17 protein-coding genes are annotated in these 15643 nt (G+C 58.4%); 2 read left to right on the top strand and 15 right to left on the bottom strand.

The genetic code is table 11. The features are described from left to right. Nucleotide 1: 1 nt before the first annotated feature. From HMPREF2826_RS01350 to HMPREF2826_RS01335, 4 genes are read right to left on the bottom strand one after another with little or no spacing between them, the layout of a single operon-like run. Nucleotides 2–859, bottom strand: a complete 858-nt coding sequence (locus HMPREF2826_RS01350; RefSeq protein WP_235815075.1) for a PTS system mannose/fructose/sorbose family transporter subunit IID — start codon at nucleotides 857–859, stop codon at nucleotides 2–4. Then, nucleotides 859–1647: a PTS mannose/fructose/sorbose/N-acetylgalactosamine transporter subunit IIC gene (locus tag HMPREF2826_RS01345; RefSeq protein ID WP_058271043.1), complete on the bottom strand. Its 789-nt coding sequence runs from the start codon at nucleotides 1645–1647 to the stop codon at nucleotides 859–861. The genes HMPREF2826_RS01350 and HMPREF2826_RS01345 overlap by 1 nt, the downstream gene beginning before the upstream one ends. Nucleotides 1648–1649: 2 nt before the next feature. Continuing rightward, complete coding sequence (locus HMPREF2826_RS01340; RefSeq protein ID WP_070638514.1) at nucleotides 1650–2150, bottom strand: PTS sugar transporter subunit IIB; 501 nt, start codon at nucleotides 2148–2150, stop codon at nucleotides 1650–1652. A 31-nt stretch (nucleotides 2151–2181) separates the two neighbouring features. Continuing rightward, on the bottom strand, nucleotides 2182–2625 hold the full coding sequence (locus HMPREF2826_RS01335; RefSeq protein WP_070638511.1) for a PTS sugar transporter subunit IIA: 444 nt from the start codon (nucleotides 2623–2625) through the stop codon (nucleotides 2182–2184). A 673-nt stretch (nucleotides 2626–3298) separates the two neighbouring features. On the opposite strand from HMPREF2826_RS01335, the gene HMPREF2826_RS01330 reads away from it, so the two are divergent. Both HMPREF2826_RS01330 and HMPREF2826_RS01325 read left to right on the top strand, forming a co-directional pair. Further along, on the top strand, nucleotides 3299–4552 hold the full coding sequence (locus tag HMPREF2826_RS01330; protein WP_070638508.1) for a sn-glycerol-1-phosphate dehydrogenase: 1254 nt from the start codon (nucleotides 3299–3301) through the stop codon (nucleotides 4550–4552). A 75-nt stretch (nucleotides 4553–4627) separates the two neighbouring features. Continuing rightward, a complete protein-coding gene (locus HMPREF2826_RS01325) occupies nucleotides 4628–5464 on the top strand; it encodes an HAD-IIA family hydrolase (protein ID WP_210388946.1) in 837 nt (278 codons plus the stop codon). 160 nt (nucleotides 5465–5624) lie between these two features. Here the strand turns inward: HMPREF2826_RS01325 and HMPREF2826_RS01320 are convergent, their stop codons facing one another. The 11 genes from HMPREF2826_RS01320 to HMPREF2826_RS01270 all read right to left on the bottom strand — a co-directional run bounded on the left by HMPREF2826_RS01320 (nucleotide 5625) and on the right by HMPREF2826_RS01270 (nucleotide 15620). Then, nucleotides 5625–6005, bottom strand: coding sequence for a transposase (locus HMPREF2826_RS01320; RefSeq protein WP_070638506.1), 381 nt, complete (start codon nucleotides 6003–6005; stop codon nucleotides 5625–5627). 258 nt (nucleotides 6006–6263) lie between these two features. Further along, entirely contained in the window at nucleotides 6264–7103 is an 840-nt protein-coding gene (locus HMPREF2826_RS01315; protein WP_083307166.1) for a MurR/RpiR family transcriptional regulator, read from the bottom strand. Nucleotides 7104–7171: 68 nt separating this feature from the next. Beyond that, on the bottom strand, nucleotides 7172–7591 hold the full coding sequence (locus HMPREF2826_RS01310) for a PTS sugar transporter subunit IIA (protein ID WP_070638502.1): 420 nt from the start codon (nucleotides 7589–7591) through the stop codon (nucleotides 7172–7174). Further along, the gene (locus HMPREF2826_RS01305) at nucleotides 7588–8820 is read right to left on the bottom strand and encodes a mannitol dehydrogenase family protein (RefSeq protein ID WP_070638500.1); all 1233 of its coding nucleotides are present in this window, start codon (nucleotides 8818–8820) and stop codon (nucleotides 7588–7590) included. The genes HMPREF2826_RS01310 and HMPREF2826_RS01305 overlap by 4 nt, the downstream gene beginning before the upstream one ends. Beyond that, nucleotides 8813–9775, bottom strand: a complete 963-nt coding sequence (locus HMPREF2826_RS01300) for a class I mannose-6-phosphate isomerase (RefSeq protein ID WP_070638498.1) — start codon at nucleotides 9773–9775, stop codon at nucleotides 8813–8815. Before HMPREF2826_RS01300 ends, HMPREF2826_RS01305 begins: the two co-directional genes overlap by 8 nt. Before the next feature lie 9 nt (nucleotides 9776–9784). Continuing rightward, nucleotides 9785–10651 (bottom strand): PTS system mannose/fructose/sorbose family transporter subunit IID, encoded by an 867-nt coding sequence (locus HMPREF2826_RS01295; RefSeq protein ID WP_070638495.1) that lies wholly within the window; start codon nucleotides 10649–10651, stop codon nucleotides 9785–9787. Nucleotides 10652–10653: 2 nt separating this feature from the next. Then, nucleotides 10654–11472 carry a PTS sugar transporter subunit IIC gene (locus HMPREF2826_RS01290; RefSeq protein ID WP_070638493.1) on the bottom strand — a complete coding sequence of 273 codons (819 nt, stop codon included), beginning with the start codon at nucleotides 11470–11472 and terminating at the stop codon, nucleotides 10654–10656. Nucleotide 11473: 1 nt separating this feature from the next. Then, nucleotides 11474–11959, bottom strand: coding sequence for a PTS sugar transporter subunit IIB (locus HMPREF2826_RS01285; protein WP_058271032.1), 486 nt, complete (start codon nucleotides 11957–11959; stop codon nucleotides 11474–11476). Nucleotides 11960–12485: 526 nt separating this feature from the next. Beyond that, nucleotides 12486–12854: a DUF1667 domain-containing protein gene (locus HMPREF2826_RS01280; protein ID WP_070638491.1), complete on the bottom strand. Its 369-nt coding sequence runs from the start codon at nucleotides 12852–12854 to the stop codon at nucleotides 12486–12488. A 10-nt stretch (nucleotides 12855–12864) separates the two neighbouring features. After that, nucleotides 12865–14169, bottom strand: a complete 1305-nt coding sequence (locus tag HMPREF2826_RS01275) for an NAD(P)/FAD-dependent oxidoreductase (RefSeq protein ID WP_210388945.1) — start codon at nucleotides 14167–14169, stop codon at nucleotides 12865–12867. After that, nucleotides 14166–15620, bottom strand: coding sequence for an NAD(P)/FAD-dependent oxidoreductase (locus tag HMPREF2826_RS01270; protein ID WP_070638488.1), 1455 nt, complete (start codon nucleotides 15618–15620; stop codon nucleotides 14166–14168). The genes HMPREF2826_RS01275 and HMPREF2826_RS01270 overlap by 4 nt, the downstream gene beginning before the upstream one ends. Nucleotides 15621–15643 lie beyond the last annotated feature (23 nt).

The raw sequence follows: 15643 nt of genomic DNA, 5'->3' as shown, positions 1-15643 counted from the left end.
GTTACGCGTAGGTGAGAATGCCCGTTGCACCGAAGACGATGCCGACAGCGACAATCAGTCCGATGATCTTAAGGGACGACCAACGCTTGTTGAGAAGAGCGTAAATGCCCATAGTAGCTGCCAGTGGCAATGCCTTTGGCAGCACCTGATCGAAGAAGTCGGCCTGGATGTTAAACGTGGACCCCGAAGTGACGATATCAATGCCGCATGTGACCTTGACGTAGTTCACGATGAGGCCACCCATAACCATGCAACCCATGATGGAGGCGCCTGTTAAAACCTGGTCCAGCTTCCCACTCTCTATGAAGTTCAGCACCGCCTCGCTACCTGCGCGATAGCCAAACATGAAGTTGATGTAGCTAAAAGCATATGCGCCGCCGCAAATGAGAATGGTGTAGAGAATCGGCCCCCATATTCCTGCGCCCTTCAAAGTGAGGTCTATGCAAATTCCTAACAGAATGGGGATGACGACGCCCTGCCAAATGGTGTCGCCAACGCCGGCCAGAGGACCCATGAGAGCGGTCTTGAGATTGGTGATAAGCTCCCCAGGAACATCCTCCCCCATTGCCATCTGCTCTTCGAGAGCAATCGCCAAACCGAGGATGCAGGCACCGAACTCAATGTGCACGTTGAAGAACTCTGCTTCACGCCGCATCACGGCTTTGCGCTTCGATGGGTCATCCTTATACAGGCAGTAGATAATGGGGACGAAAACGTGAGCACACGCCAGCCCCATCATCCTCTCGTAGTTATAGCAGCATTGTACGAACGTCTCCCAGTTGAACCACGCATGCAAAAGGGCCTTCTTGGTGACGAGTCCGCCTTCACGGGCCATCACGGTATTGTTGTCCTGCGCCATTAGAATTCCTCCTCGTCATCCTCAGTTGCGCCCTCAATGGCTGGGGTAGCTGATCCAACAGTTGCAGTTACCTGCACGTAGATGATGGCAACAAGCGCAGCGATGATACCGAGCGGGAGCAATCCCATTCCTGAGTAGACCGCAAGTATGAAGCCCATGAACAGGAACACGCGAGCAGGCCCCTTATAGATATACTGAAGTGTTATGCCGATTCCCAGTGCAGGCATAAGACCGCCGATAACCTCAAAGACCGTCAGAATTCGACCGGAAACCACGTCAAGGAGTCCCTGGATGTAGGCAGCTCCAAAGTATGCCGCCAACGCACAGGGAATCACAGCGATAACTGCACAGAACATCTGGGGGAACAGCACGTTGGCTCGCCAGATCTTGTTGTATTGTTCGTTCTCGATGTACCTATCGCCAATGTGAACAAAGATCGAGTCAAAGGTCATACGGAGATACCAGACGATAGTTCCAAGAATGCCGATTGGAACGGCAAGAGCGAGAGCCGTATTGGCACCCATATTGCCTACGATCGCATAAGCCGTGCCAAGAATACCCGCGAGCGCCATGTCCGCAGGCATTGATCCACCTGCCGAGATGAAGCCGAGATAGACAAGGTTAATCGTCCCGCCGATTAGCGCGCCTTGGAGAGGATCGCCAAGGATGATTCCTGTAACAAAGCCACAGACTAATGGGCGCTGTAGGGACCACAGGCCAACAAAGGGAAGGTTTCCCACTGCGAGCCAATAGACAATGCCACACAGCAAAGCTTGAATTGGTGCCATTCTTATGCCTCCGACCTATACTTTTTGATAATTGCATCGTCTACTTCAGTAACCCCTTGCTCGGGAACAAGCTGATAGAAAACGCGCACTCCTTTCTCCCTCATCCGCTCGATTGCATCCACCTCTTCCGGGGAAGCAGATACGTTCTTAACAAAGGGCCGGCGATTCCCCCTGATTCCCATTCCCCCGAGATTCACCTGCCGAATGGGAACGCCAGCGTCAATAAGCTGGGCGAAGGCGATGGGAGACTTAGTGAGAACGATGATGCGCTCCCCGGGCTTTCCCTCTGCGACAAGGCGTTCGGCGGCCTTCTCGACAGTGATAACGAAGACCTTGACACCCGCAGGTGCCAGAGATTTGATCACACGCTTATTAAAGGTGTCGGCGGCAACTCCGTCGTCAACAATCAAGATGCAATTGGCGTTCATTGAGGGAGTCCATGCCGTGACCACCTCCCCATGAATCAGACGATCGTCGACACGAGACCAGACCACATTTCTCATTACTTCCACTCCCTTCCAACGCTGTGACGAACTAGAACTCCTCATTTTCGATTTCGTTTTCGTCCTCAATTTCAATATTGCTTGAAAGAAGCTCTCGAACATCGAGCACGCTTTCCTTCGCAGCAGTTATCGCGTTGTCACAAACGATCTGGCACGAGATTCCAGGATCACTCCTGCAAAGTAGGGCCTCGAGAAGGACGGCGAGGTTCGCACCGGTGACGTGGTAGATATCGTGATCACGCGAGAGGTCAGTCACTACGTTGAAGGGAGTACCGTGGAATAAGTCAGAGAAGAAGATGACATTCCCCTCATCTTCCGGAAGGAGGACTGCCTCCAACCTTGTGCGAAACGATTCTGGTCCATCCTGCGGATAGAGACCAACAGCCTCTATTTCCGCCTGTGGGCCGAGAAGCATGGTTGCCGCGCTGAGCAATCCCTTCGCGAAATCTCCGTGCGACACCAAAACAAATTTCATCACTATTGCCCCTCCCTCTGAAATAGCACTAATTTTTCCTGACAAAACCCCCTAGGTTTCGCAGTGAGCCACCACACTGATATCGCTCTTAGAATTCCAGTGGTTTTAAGATGTACATTCCTTCAATTTATGAATTGACTCTATCACATAGAATCTTCCAATTAGTATAAATAAGTACATTGTTATTATTTAGTACCAGTGGTATTGCTATGAATGGTAGTTTTTTGTCAGTGAGTGGTTTATATATGTCCTATGAGCCATATAAAGAGGATTCTTCATTATATGAAGCTATATTTATATCATTATTAAGTAATTTTGTATTAATTAATTCAACTGGTCCTATAGTACGGAACCCCTTCTCGCGCCTCGTCCGGTGGTGTCGATTCTAGTGTATTCCTCATCGCCATCCTGAATCTGGCGTATAAACTCAGTTATGCGGGTGTAAAAACCACTTGGTTCTTTTTTACTCAAATTGGTTCTTTTCTAGTTCATGGGAGCTATACTTTTGCTGTCTCTACTATGGCCCTTTGCAAGGAGTCGCTCCTCTCGCGCGGAACGAGAGAGGCATCCGGATGGAACATAGGTAGCCTCCCCTGCTTGAGAGTCTTCTTCTGGCGCCATTGAAAAACAGGCAAAGGGTTGCGATGGCCATAGCTCGCGAAAGGAGCCGGCAGTGAAAATCGACAGCACCAAGCTCAGCGGACAATGCGAATGTGGCACCAACCATGTGATGACAACCCAAGCAGCTCTCATTGATTCAGGCTTGATGTCAAACTTTGATTCCATTATGGACGAGTTCACTATCTCTGGAACCAGAGGCACCATCTATGACGAGAACACATACGATGCCAGTAATCTGACAAGACCAAAATCCCAGGTTGATGTGATTCTGAACCCCACCGGCTTGCATGCGGACGAGCATGCCACCGAAGAGGTCTTGGAGAAGCTCTCAGGTCACCAGGTGGACTATCTCGTTGCCATTGGAAGCGGGACCATTCATGACACGACGCGCTACTGTGCGCACAAGCTCAACATTCCCTTTGTGGCTTGCCCGACCGCCGCAAGTGTCGATGGCTTCTGCTCGACAGTATCAGCCATGACCTGGCAGGGCGTAAAAACCACGATGCCAGGAATTGCACCCAGACTCGTCATTGCGGATACGTCTGTAATAAACGCTGCACCACTCAGACTTTCCTTGTCTGGCATAGGCGATATCATCGGAAAGTTCACTGCCCTTGCGGACTGGAAGATTACTCACCTCGTGAATGGCGAGCATTTCTGTAAGAGAATTAATGACCTAACCATGAATGCCATCAACACCGTCTTTGAGTGCTGCAACCGAGTGCCAAAGGGCGACGAGGCCGCAACGGCCAACCTGATCTATGCCCTCTTGCTATCCGGCCTGGCAATGCAGCTCATGGGAAACTCAAGGCCAGCCTCCGGTTCCGAGCATCATATTTCTCACACCATCGAGATGGAGCCACCGAGCATCAGAATCCATTCTTCAGGCTTGCATGGGGAAAAGGTGGGAGTCGGCACGATCCTAATCTCGGAGTACTACCACAGACTCGCCAAAATTGAGGATATTTCAAGCCACGTCATTCCATATCGTCGTTTCTCCGAAGAAGAGCTTCGAGGTTTTTGGGGCAATGAACTCTACGAAGGGATTGCCCAGGAGAACAGCGTAGACGAAATTGAGATGGTATCTCCCGAGATGCTCGTGTCCGCATGGCCAGCCATCAGAGGCGTTGTGCAGGACATTCCCACAGCAGATTCGCTTCGGTCACTTTATTCCAGCATTGGAATGAAGCAGACGCTCGAATCGATTGACATTCCGTCTTCTCATGCCAAGAATCTGATCTCGTTCTCGCCAAGCGCACGAAGAAGGGCAACCTTCAACAGGATAAGCAGAATGATAGAGCTGTAGTTTTGCGTGCAGCTACGAGGCGATTCGTCACCTCCTGGCACATCAATTCGTTCCATCTTCGCAGAAGGAGTCTACGTGAGAAGCACGCTCCCCCCTGTCGACAACTGCCCCATCTCTACCTTTGACGGGACGAAAGTATTCGTCTTGGATATGGATGGGACAATCTATCTCGACACTACCTGGATAGATGGGGCCAAAAATTTTCTCGATCGTATCAAACGAAGTGGGAGGAGATTCATCCTCCTGACCAACAACTCATCGAAAGACCCCTCGAGCTATATCTCCAAGCTGCATACAATGGGCTATGCGATAGGCGATGAAGAAATCATTACCTCAGGACAGGCTGCGACTTGGTATTTGAACAAGCACTATCAAAACAAGCGGGTGTTTCTTCTCGGCAACCAGCTCTTGAAGAATGAGTTCCTTGCAAGCGGGATAGTACTCGACGACATGAACCCCGAAGTTGTGGTCATTGGATTTGATACCGAGCTTACCTATTCAAGTATGACCAAGGCATGCGATTTCGTTAGGTCAGGACTCCCGTATATCGCTACCCACCCGGACCTGAATTGTCCCACATCCAGCGGCTTCATCCCCGACGCCGGAGCGATAATGGCCTTCGTCCAAGCGTCTTCGAACAGGACGCCGGACACGGTGATTGGAAAGCCCAACACGCCAATCACGGATTATCTCATGGAGCGGCTCGTGGAACTGGGATTTGAATCAATCCAGCGTGGCGAAATCGCCATGGTAGGCGATCGGCTCTATACCGATATTGCTGCGGGAAACAATGCGGGGTTCGTCTCAGTATTGGTTCTTTCGGGAGAGTCAACACTGGATGATGCGCAAAGCTCCCCATACCTTCCGAACCATGTCTTCACATCGGTAAAGGAGATACCGCTGAGCATGTAGTGTTGATTAAAGAGAGCCATCCTTACGACAGGGAGGCGATGCCCTGTTTTGTGCGCAAGCGCAGGAGGGCCCAGTCATCGACAGAATCGGGCCCTCCATTTCCGACCAAAAGTAAAGTGGTGCAGGGCCCCTCCTAGGGGGCATGAGTCCACCCCCGGTGCTACGCCACCCTCCTCTTCCTGTCGAACGCCTCTCCGACGAGCCTCAGCACCCTGTCGACGCCGCCCGGCTCCTCCGGCAGCGGCTTGCACCCGTAGCCGGGGTCGAGCGACCTGACGCCGATGAAGTTCCTCGAGGCCAACCACGCGTCGTTCTGGTCGCAGCACACGGCGCCCACCAGCCTGACGAGAGAGCCAAACGAGGGGAACGCCTGGACCACCCTCGTGCGGCGTTTGGTCTCGCAGTTCATCCGCTCCTGCACGTTGTTCGTGCGCGCCCACGTCACGTGCTCGCGGGGGAAGTCGAGATAGGCCAGCTCCGAGGGCGTCGCATCCTCGAGCAGCTCCGCGCCTGGGGGTCGACGGCGGCCAGCAGGTCGCACGCACGCCGGTAGCGCGCCCTCGCGAGCGCCTCCTCGTGTAAAGCCTCCATAGCGGCCGTCCCTTCCGTTGGAATCGTCTGTATGGCAACTCACGATTCTAGGAGGACGGCCGCGCCCTCCCGGGCGCGGACCGCGTGGCTGCTTACACCAAATTTTGGGACGCGTCCGTTTCGACGCCTATGTGCGACGCCAAACAGGGCCTCTTGGGCCCGTGGGGCCTCGGAGAGCTTGGGAGCCCGAAAAGCCACAAAAAAGGCGTCATCGGCGCTCAGAAAACGCGGCAACGAGGCCCTCTCGGTACGTGCCCGCATAACCCCTGCGATCACGCTGGTAAACGCTCGCGATCAGGGTGTCAATGACCAACATCACGCTGGCGTCCACCCCCATGGAGGTCATCGGCGTGGAGCGGTCGGCCACCTCGACGACGCGCAGGCACGACGTCGCCAATTTGGAGAGCGGGTTATCCGACGCGTCGCAAATCGCCAGAACTGGCACCCTCCTATCGATCGCAGCTTTGGCGACTCCTACCGACTCCGCCTTCTCGCCGGACTTAGAGAGAACGATGACGAGGCCCTTTTCCGGGCCGAGCAACCTCAGGCGGCGCTTCGTCTGGATCAAGTCTTCGTCGCAAACCGCGTTTTTACCCAGGCCGACCAGCGACCAGCACAGGCGAGAGGCCAGAAGGAAGCTCTCCATATACCCATAGCAGAGAATATTGCCCGCCTCGTCGACCATTCGGGCGGCCTCCTCAAGGGACTCCTCCCGATTGCTCGCGATGGCCGCCCTCAGAAGATCGCAATACCTGCCCTCGAGCTTGCCCATCACCATCAGTGGGCTGTCCTCATCTTTGATCTCGGTACAGGGCCCATCCGCCGAACTACTTATGTCCGCGATCATCTCGCCGAACATCGAGTAGCCCATCTTTTTCGAGAAGCGCATGACGGTCGACTGCCCCACGTCGAGCCGTTTCGCAAGTTCATGCGAGGTCACTTCGCCGACATCGTCGCCGTTCATGATGAGGTAATCAGCTACTTTCCTCTCTGCCATAGTGAACTTGGGGTACAGGCTCTTGACCCTCGTGGTAAACAGCGCAATCACCGCCTATAGAAATAGAAAGCCGGGGAGGTCGACCCCTCCCCGGCAAAAGTATAGTGCTCAACGCAACACTAAAGGTCCTCGTCCTCATCAACCGAGTCCGCGGAGCACGCGCCTTCCTCAAAACGGCCCACGCCGTCGGGGACGGATGAGCACAGGCGCTCGGCGATCTCTGCAGGCCGGGCCCCGTCTTCCAGACTAAGCACCGCCTCAAGGGCCGCAGCAAGGTTCATTCCGGCGACGACCCTGACCAACTCGGACTCATGGGCAAGGAGACAGGCTCGGTTATAGGGGGTGCCGCCGACCAAGTCGCAGATGATGACAGCCTCGTCACCATCGACCGCCTCCCTGAGCAGCCGCTCGAATTCATCTGGGGAGACATCGGCAGCGAAGTCAATTGAAGAAAGCTTCTCACCGTCGCCCGAAAGCATGTCGACGGCGGACTTCAGGCCAGAGGCGTAACGACCGTGGCCTACCGCTATCAGTCTCATCGGACCCCCTCCTCGCAGGCAGGCACGCAGGGAGCCTGTTTCTCGAGGCACTGCAGCTCCTGGATAAAGCCAATCAGAAGCCCGCAGGCCGTCGCCTCCTCCGACACGGACGCATCCAGCCCGGTGATTTTGACAACGGCGTCCTCAAGGGTCATAGCCGAACGAATCTTTGCGATCTTCGCCACCTGCTCGTCCTTCTCGTCAGAGAAGAGAAACCCGTAGGCCGCCGCCCGAAGGGTAAAGAAGGGAACGATGCCATGCTTCAAACAAAGCAGCGCGGGCCCCAGAAAGCGATCATGCCGTCCGAGCTTACGCATAGGCTGCCTGACGACGCGGTCAATCCGATCGCGGAAATGGGGGCTCTTGAACTTGTCGAGCATCGTCCTGAAAAACGACTCGTCGGGCACAGGAATACCGTACTCGGCCTCGAGCGCCGCTCGACCTTCTTTCCACGCCCTTCTGGCAAGATCTGCGCAGAACTCGTCGGATGCCACATCGTTGATCGTCGCGAACCCATAGTAGGCACCCATAAAACCGAGCGAGCAATGGAGGAGGTTCTCACTCCAAATCTTCTCAGCCATACGCAGCTCGACGTCGTCTGAACGCTTGAAGAACGACGGGTACTCATAGCCATCGCCGAAGAGGAACCTATCCTCGACCGGCAGGAAGGGCTTGTCGTCCCCCTCAAGGGAGAGCGGCTTCGCGCCAGGCTTGGACGAGAAAGTCATCTTTCGGTTCGCCTTCGAGGTGACCAGGGCAACCTGTCCATCGAAGATCTCGTAGTCATCGTCATCAAGGAGCTTGCGGAGCGCGCCGCTAAAGTAGCTCCGGAGACCGACGAAGTTGCCCCCGAGGATAACGGCGGCCTTTTGACCGGATCCGCTCTTCCTCCGAAGACGGGCCATGTCCGCCAAATCCCGGGCGACGTCATCGAAGGAGGAGGGGAAGACGGCCACCGCAATGTAGTCCGACTCGGCCAGCCGCTTGAGATACGCCTCTCGGTCGGCCTTGGCGTCATAAACTTTGAAGCCGCTGACGCAAGTCGCCTTCGACATGCCGGAATCGAGGTTAGTCTGCTCGACGACGTAGTGACCCTGCTCGCGAAGGGATCTGATCAGCTCGGGATTGATGTCGCCGAAGGCGAGGTCAAACCCGCCCTCAGAGAAGAACATCTCACCGAACATCCCACGACCCGTGCGGCCTGCGCCGATGATCGTGACTTTACTCATTTTCCGCCCTCTTCTTCTCGTGATAGCTGATGGCGATGCAGTCCATCTGCCCCGAGAAAGCCACCGGTCCATACCCCAACGGAATGAACAGGGTCTCCCCCGGCGAAATCGGCTCGCCACACACCGTGCCACCACCCTCCACGCAGGTCACGAAGAGGAAGCTGTCGAAGTCGAAGGATGCCTCGCCGGCGGCCTTGAACCGCAGAGCGGTGTATTCGCCGGGAACGTCGTGGTAGACGTAGCGAGTCACGCCGCCGATCTTGACGCCCTCCGCGCGCTCGGCCGCGAAGGGAAGCTCCGGGAAGCTTGCGCAGGCGCAGACGTCGTCGATGCTGAGCGGGCGGTTGGGGTCGTTGCGGTCGTTATCATAAAAGCGGTACGTGATGTCGCTGTTCGTGCCAAAGGTCGCGCTGACCTTGCCGGACCCCCAGCCGCCGTGGATCACGCCGGCGGGCGTGTGGACGAAATCACCGCCCTTGACCTCGAGCGTCGAGAACAGCGCGTCCCACTCTTTCTCTTCGATGCAGCGCCTGAACTCTGCAGCGTCCATGGGTTTGTGGCCGAAGAGCCATGTGTCCTTCTCGTCGGACTCGTCCAGGGCCACCGCGCCCGAGACCTTGCCACGACAACCCTCGTGCTCCATCGCGTAGGCGTCGTCGGGGTGCGACTGGTAAGACTGGAACCCCTCGTTGCAGGTAATCGTCATCCTCACGGGGAACACCTCGTCAGAAGTCCCGAAAAGCTCGCGATGCGCACGGTAAAGCTCCGAGAGAGTCATGCCCGCCCCGGTCACGGGGTTGTCGATCTCGCCGGGCAGAGCGAGCACAGAATAGATCGTGCCGACGGTGTCCAGATCGGTCTTCAGCCCGAAGCGGTCAATCAGCTTACGCCCTGCCCACACAAAGGACTTGTACACTGGCTCGATGCGGAAAACGGTTTTTTTGTTTATCTCCATGCTACGCCCTTAAAGGATTCCCACGAGGCCGAGCACGAGCACGACGCCCATGAGGCCGAAGATCATCTTTGTAATCGAGACGCCCTTCTTGGACAGCAGGAACCAGCAGCCGACAACGAGCAGCAGGCTCAGCAGATTGGGAAAGATGCCATTGATGACGTCCTGCAGCACCACGGGGGTGGCATCCGCCGAGGCAGCGAAGGACAGCGGGGTAGCCACCTTCACATAGCTCGCCGAGAGCGCGCCGATGACGACGATTCCGAAGAGCTGAATGGCGATCTTGATGCGGTCCATCGCGGAGCCCATGAGCGTCGAGACGGCGTCCTTGCCGAGGCCGTATCCGCTGTTGAACAGGGCTCGGGCGTACGTCCACAGCAGGATGGGCGTAGCGATGATGAAGAGGGTCGCGCCGAGCGGGCTCAGAGCGTCGCCCGTGCCGGTAAGCGAAATGGCAATCGTGGTGAGCAGCGGGAGGATTGTCGCCTGGACCAGGGAGTCACCCACGCCGGCAAGGGGCCCCATCAGCGAGGACTTAACCGTTCGAATCATGTCGTCGCTCACCGGCTTGCCCAAGGCCTTCTGCTCCTCCATGCTGACGAGGATTCCCCACAGCACGCTTGCCGTCGTCTGCTCCGTGTTGATGAAGTCGAACATGCGGCGCATGCCCGCGCGCTGGCCGTCCTTGTCGTAGTACTTCTTGTAGAGGGGGATCATATCGTAGGCGTAGCAGTTGCCGTGCCAGTTCTCGAGGTTGCAGCAGGTGAGGTACCTGACCTGGTAGCGCCAGAACAGACGGTCGAGCTCCTTCTTAGTCAGCGGATCGTCGCAGATAGCCTTCGAGCTCTCGATGGCCTCGTTCTCAGTGGCTTCGCTCATTTTTACATCTCCACATCGTCGTCATCGGTGAACACATTTACGCCTGCACTTGCGCTTTCGGCAGCCGTCTCGGGACGCGAGTCAATCTTCCAGTACAGGAATGCCAGCGCCGCGGCAAAGATGGCGATGGGGATGAAGCCCATCTGCATGGAGGAGACCATCATGAAGCCGAGAACGAAGAAGATGAACATCCAGTTCCCCACGATGTTGTACTTGAGTAGCATTGCCATGCCCACGGCAGGCAGAATGCCGCCGAGGAGGCCGAGCGCGTGCAGGACGTTCTGCGGGACAACGGCAAGGAGGCTGTCGACTGCACCGGTGCCAAGGTACATCAGGACAAAAACGACAGCGAAGTTCATTGCCGCCAAGAAGACCTGGGGAAGGATGACGTTGCCAACTTCAATCTTCTTGTAGTCGACCTCATTGATGCCCTTGCGGACGATCCCCGTGCAGACGGTATTGAAGGCGCGCATCACGTGGGTCAGGTTCGCGGTGAGGATGGAGATCGGCGCCGCGATGGCAAGGGCGGTTCCGGTATCAAGCCCATTGATGATCGACATGGCCATGATTGGATAGGAGACGACGCCCACGTCGACGGAGACTGCCCCGCCGACCGCGAAGGCGCCCATGTACGCAAGCTGGAATGCAATGCCGAGCTCAAGACCCTTCTGCAAGTCGCCGAAGATCAGGCCGACAAGGAGTCCGCCGACGAGCGGCCTTTGACATGTGTAGCGGCCAAAGACCATGCCCCCGAAGGAGGCAAAGGTGTTCGTAAGGTGATAGAGAAGCGCCACGAGAAGCACTTGGATGAAATATGCCATCTTAGATGCCAGCCTTCCTCTTTGCCTCAGGCCAAGTAAGGTCCGGAGTGGTGAACGCGGGGTTTATGACGAGCTTGACCCCATGAGAATCCAGAAAGTCAAGGGCGTCGATCTGGGAGCGGGTAAGGTAGAGCATCTTTTCGACGAGCCTCGCGCCCTCGCAATTCGGCTGTGGGCCGCAATTCAAAACGCCGTCGAATGTGAAGCCCTGTTCCACAAGGGCGCGGGCGGTCTCGGGCGTCTTGAAGATGACGAGGTAGCGCTTCTTCGACGCGACGGCCTCGGGCAGCTTGACGAGGGCTTTGCTGATGGAAAATCCGAACACGCGAATCGAACCGAGAGTATTCGCGAACACCCTGAGCATGAACTTATCCTGGGCAATCTGGTCATCAATGATGATCACACCGTCAACGGGGTTCTCTTTGGTCACCCTCGTTGTGGTCTGGCCATGCACCACACGGCTGTCGACGCGGTAATGAGCAATCAAACCTGTGCTCCTCTCCAATTCCGGCTACAGTGACTCTGAAGGCCTTCGATGTTATATTCGCACAATTCAGCCGGATTTGAACCGTATAAGTCTTTTTTTTCAATTAATGGATGGTTTTTCTGGTTCAACGGTCGACCATATCTCTCCTTCTTTCATGTAGCGTCCGCACACCAGCGATTGGGGTCAGGGGCCGCAGAAATCTCTGCGGCCCCTGACCCCAATAACCAAGTGGGATTCGCTTGCATATCTCTGTTAGAGCAAAGTAGACATAAACGCCTGTCCCCAATACGGCCAGGAAGACTGCGGCGCAGCGGCGAGCTATGCTCGGAGCCACTGTAGCGGCCGGCCGGCCCCTGGCAGTGAGCTCGCGCAGGGCCGATGCAAGGGGTGCGGCCTACACTACGCCGGCTAAAGGGATCCAGGCCACGCGAACCCAGCAAGGAGAACGCCGCTGTACTACCTGGTATCTGCCGTCATGAGCAGGATATATGCCACGTCGCGCGTAAGACGCACCTGACAACAGGTGCTACCGCACCCCCACCTCAGCCGTGGCGACGAGGGGCACGCCCGTGCCGCACACGTCGTCCACGAGAACGTCTCCCACATGCACGGGAGCCGTGACCGTCGTCCTGTTGATGACGTCCATCACATCAAAGACGAGTCGCTTGGGCACGTCTTCTTTCGTCTTCACCGAGACGCGCTCGCTTGTGCCGTCCCTCACCACCACCGTACTCGTGACGGTGCGCGTGGGGTTGGTCACCTCCTTGCGGCCATAGACGTCCCCCCGCCTGCAGCTGTTGCCCGTGACGGACACGACCTTTCCGCCGTCGCCGACCGTCACCTCAAGCTGGCAGCCCATGGGGCAGTTGATGCACGTGAGCCTTCTTGTCTCCATTGCTCGCTCCCTACTCCCGCTCGACGGCCACGGTGACGCTGGAGAGGCCCGGACGCCCGACGAGGTCTGCCTTGCGCAAGATGACCTGCTCCATCTCGCCCGGCGCCATGATCTGCTTCCGGCGACGCTGCACGCGCTCGCCGTCCAGGTACACGCTCACGTAGGCGTCCTGGTAGACGTCCCCCACGCGAAAGCGCACGGTCAGCTTGTCCGCCATGCGCACGGGGTCGATCGTGGAGGGCACCGTGTAGCGGACGCCCCCCGTGGCGCGCACGGCGATCCTTGCGTGCGCCGCATCGCGCTGGCCGGCGCCGCCCGGGCCCAGCTCGCCTTGCACGAAGGCGACGGCGCGCCTGCCCGCCTCGTCGGCCTCCTCGCTCACGTAATCGACGAGGTCATGAACGTGCAGGACGTTGCCGCAGGCGAAGACGCCCAAAACGGAGGTCTCAAAGCTCTCGTTGACCACAGGCCCGCTCGTCACGGGACTCAGCCTGACGCCGCACGCGCTCGAGAGCTCGTTCTCGGGGATGAGCCCGCACGACAGCAGCAGGGTGTCGCAGACGTAGCGCTCCTCGGTGCCCGGGATGGGACGGCGGTCGGGCCCCACCCGGGCGATGGTCACGGCCTTGACGCGCTCCGCGCCCTCGATGTCAACGACGGTGTGTGAGAGCTTGAGGGGAATGCCAAAGTCGTCCAGGCACTGGACGATGTTGCGCTTGAGCCCGCCGGAGTAGGGCAGCAGCTCAGCGACGACCTTGACCTTGGCGCCCTCGAGCGTCATGCGGCGAGCCATGATGAGCCCGATGTCACCGGAGCCCAGGATGACGACCTCGCGCCCCGGCAGATAGCCCTCGACGTTCACGAGGCGCTGGGCGGTGCCGGCCGTGTAGATGCCCGCCGGCCGGCAGCCCGGGATGTTGAGGGCGCCGCGCGGGCGCTCGCGGCAGCCCATGGCGAGGACGACGGCACCCGCCTGGACCTGGAACATGCCGTCCTCGCGGTTCATGGCCGTGACGACGCGCTCGGGCGAGACGTCCATGACCATGGTGTTGAGCTTGTAGGGAATCCTCTCCTCTTCCACCCGCTTGACGAAGCGGTGGGCGTACTCGGGGCCCGTGAGCTCCTCCTTGAAGCGATGCAGGCCGAAGCCGTTATGGATGCACTGGTTGAGGATGCCGCCCAAGCAGTTGTCGCGCTCGAGGACGAGGATGGAGTCGCATCCTTCCTCATGGGCGGCGACGGCGGCGGAGAGGCCCGCCGGCCCGCCACCGATGATGACGACGTCCACGCTCCTCAGGTCGTTGCTGCCACTCATTGCCCCTGGACCTCCTTCGTGCGCCCCACCACGATCCTCGAGGCGCCGCCACTCTTGCGTATCTCCTCCAAAGGCAGCCCCAGCTCGCGCGAGAGGATGTCCATGACGCGAGGGCTGCAGAAGCCCGCCTGGCAGCGACCGGCGCCGGCGCGGACCCTCCGCTTGACGCCGTCGAGGTCGCGCGCCCCCAGGGGCCTGCGGATGGCGTCCAGGATCTCGCCCTCGCTCACCGACTCGCAACGGCAGACGATCTGCCCATAGGCCGGCTCGCGCCTGATGAGCTCGTTTCTCTCCGCAAGGGTGAGCAGGGAGGGGTCGACGGTCCCCGTACGCGTGTGCACCCAGACGTCCTTGGATGAAAGCCCCAGGTCGTCCTTGATCATGCCGCCCAGGTACTCCCCAATGGCGGGAGCGCTCGTGAGACCCGGCGACTCTATGCCCGCGCAGTCATAGAAGCCCGGGGCGCCCTCCACGTGCCCCAGGACGAACTCGTGGCGGTCCTCGTGGGCGCGCAGGCCCGCAAAGCTCGTGATGACCTGGCGCAGCGGCAGGTCACGAAGGTTCTCTGAGGCCTTCTCGCGAATCGTGTCCAGGCCAGCCTGCGTCGTCTCGACGTCGTCGCGCTGGTCATCCGCCAAGTCGAACGCCGTCGGGCCCACGAGGGTGTTGCCGTCCACCGTAGGCGTCACGAGCACGCCCTTGCCCAGTTCGGTGGGCTGGGGAAAGACCACGTGGCGCACGTAGCCGGCGGTCGTGCGGTCGAGCAGGAAGTACTCGCCGCGCCGGGGCGTGATGTGAATCCTGGTCGCCGACACCATGTTGTGAAGGCGGTCCGCATACACGCCGGCGGCGTTGATGACGGCGCGGGTGCGGTATTCGCCGTTGTTCGTGCGAATGTGCCAGACGCCGCCCTCGTCCTGCCAGAGCCTCTCGGCGCGGGTGTTGAAGTGAAAGTCCACGCCGTTGGTGAAGGCGTTCTCGGCCAGGGCGATGTTGAGGAGGAACACGTTGATGATTCCCGCCGAGGGGGCCCAGAGGGCGCCGACGACCGCATCGGTCAGCTGCGGCTCCATCGCGCGGGCCTCGTCGCCCGAGATGATCTTGAGCCCGGGGACCCCGTTGGCGGCCCCTCGCTCAAAGAGGTCCCTAAGGCCGCCCAGCCGCTCCTTGCTCGTGCAGACGAGAAGTGACCCCGTGCGCTCAAAGGGAACGTCGAGGTCACGGGCGAGCGGCTCCATCATCTCGTTGCCGCGGACGTTCATCCGGGCCATCATCGAGCCGGGCATGCAGTCGTACCCCGCGTGGACGATGGCGCTGTTGGCCTTTGAGGTCCCGCAGCACACGTCATCGGCGCGGTCCATGACCAGGATCTCCGCCTCGTAGCGCGAGAGCTCGCGCGCGACGGCAGACCCCGACACGCCGGCCCCGATGACAATCACGTCGTACGTCATTCGCTCGTCCCTTCCCCGTCCAT

It is taken from the genome of Olsenella sp. HMSC062G07 (assembly GCF_001811895.1).
GTDB lineage: Bacteria > Actinomycetota > Coriobacteriia > Coriobacteriales > Atopobiaceae > Olsenella_F > Olsenella_F massiliensis.
Note: the sequence above shows the minus strand (reverse complement) of the source record. Positions and strands in the feature narration are given on the sequence as shown.